This window comes from Lacinutrix sp. MEBiC02595 (genome assembly GCF_053601555.1).
On sequence record NZ_JBSHNU010000097.1, the window covers coordinates 1 to 1,588 of the forward strand.

2 protein-coding genes are annotated in these 1,588 nt (G+C 30.0%); one reads left to right on the plus strand and one right to left on the minus strand.

All coding sequences use genetic code 11. From position 1 onward, the window contains the following. The coding region (locus tag ACVCZW_RS00460; protein ID WP_452231352.1) for a hypothetical protein at positions 1-1,212 on the plus strand (1,212 nt) is incomplete at its 5' end. 3 nt (positions 1,213-1,215) lie between these two features. On the opposite strand, the gene ytxJ is transcribed toward ACVCZW_RS00460, so the two are convergent. After that, positions 1,216-1,588, minus strand: a 373-nt coding sequence (ytxJ, locus tag ACVCZW_RS00465; protein ID WP_452231353.1) for a bacillithiol system redox-active protein YtxJ, incomplete at its 5' end; no start/stop codon positions are given.

Below are 1,588 nucleotides of genomic sequence, written 5' to 3' on the forward strand. Positions count from 1 at the left end.
TATTTAGTAACGCCTTATTTACAAGATAAAACAGGAAATATCACAAAGTACTTTTCTGAAGATTTTAACCAAAATGAATTGGATACCTACATACAAACAAAAAGTAAAAACAATTTTGTAAATCTACCGAATAACAACATAAAAACCAGGAAAGCAGAAGTAGGAACAAGAATTAGAGGCTCTGTTATATTAAAAGAAGCAAACACCCAAAATGCCAAGGTAATGCTAACTTCACAAGAAAATAATATTGTTTTAGTATCTAAACTAAAACCAAACAACACCTTTGTTTTTGATAGTCTTTTATTAAAACAGAATTCAAACTACAAATTATCTTTAGTCGATTTTAAAGGAAAACTTTTAAAAGCAAGCATGCATGTAAATGAACAATTGATAGATTACAAACCAGAGTTAGTAACTAGTAAAGACTTAAACAACTATAATATTAAAGGCTTTGACAATACGGATACCGACGATACCGCTTCTGGACAAATAAAAAAACAAGAATACTTAGACGAAGTAGTTTTGAAAGCAAAAAAAGCAAAAAAAATTGTATTTCCTGATGATTATCCAGACCCTAAAGTTCGCGCAAGTAGTTTTACAAAAACATATATAATAAAAGAAAATAGATACTATATTAGTCAAACAGCAATGGATGTCATTAAAGATTTACCAGGAATTGAAGTAGATAATCACTCCACAAAAATTCGATCTTCAAGAGGAGCGAAATCTATTATTCCAGGAAATAGAAATGACGAAGTTGCAGTAATTTTGAATGGCGTTAGAGTATCTGATTTCGGTTTATTAAATTCTATTAATGCCACAGAAATTGCAGAAGCCAAAGTAAATGCATCAGGCGCTGGATATGGTTTAGACGGCTTTGCTGGCGTGGTTATATTAAAAACAAAAGGTGAAATAAATCCGTATAAAAATACAAACAATAATACAGAATCCACATTAAAAGTTGAAAATGTAGATTTTGGTTTTACCATTCCAACGGCAAACTACGCCAATTATGATATGCAGTTCCCAACAAAAAACTCTAGAATATTTTATAACACTTTAGATTGGTTACCAAATGTAAATTTGAAACCAAACACCGACAATACTATAAGGGTTTACAATGATAACCTAGACGAAATTCAACTTCTAATTAATGGTCAAAACGATCAAGGGAATCTAGTTTTTAAGGTTATACGCATTAAAAATAATTAATAATTATATATAATCTTGCAAATTCACATCATTAATACTTCCATGAGAAGCGTGACGTACTACATTTCCATTTCTTATCACTAATAACTGTGGAGACTCATGCATGACCATAAATTGAACACCAATTTCATTAGAGATTTCTCTATAGCTTAGAAGATCTAAATAATATAAATCTAAATCTTTTTCCGTTAAACTATACATCGTAACAAATTGATTCATTACCATTCTACTAATACCACATCGCGTAGAATGTTTAAATATAACTTGTGTTTTTACTTTAGATTTTTCTTCGATAAATTGCAATTGCGGCATAGCATTCAAAGGTATCCAAGGCAATACTTTTTCTTCTTTTGGTTCTGATGAACCGAATAGCTTT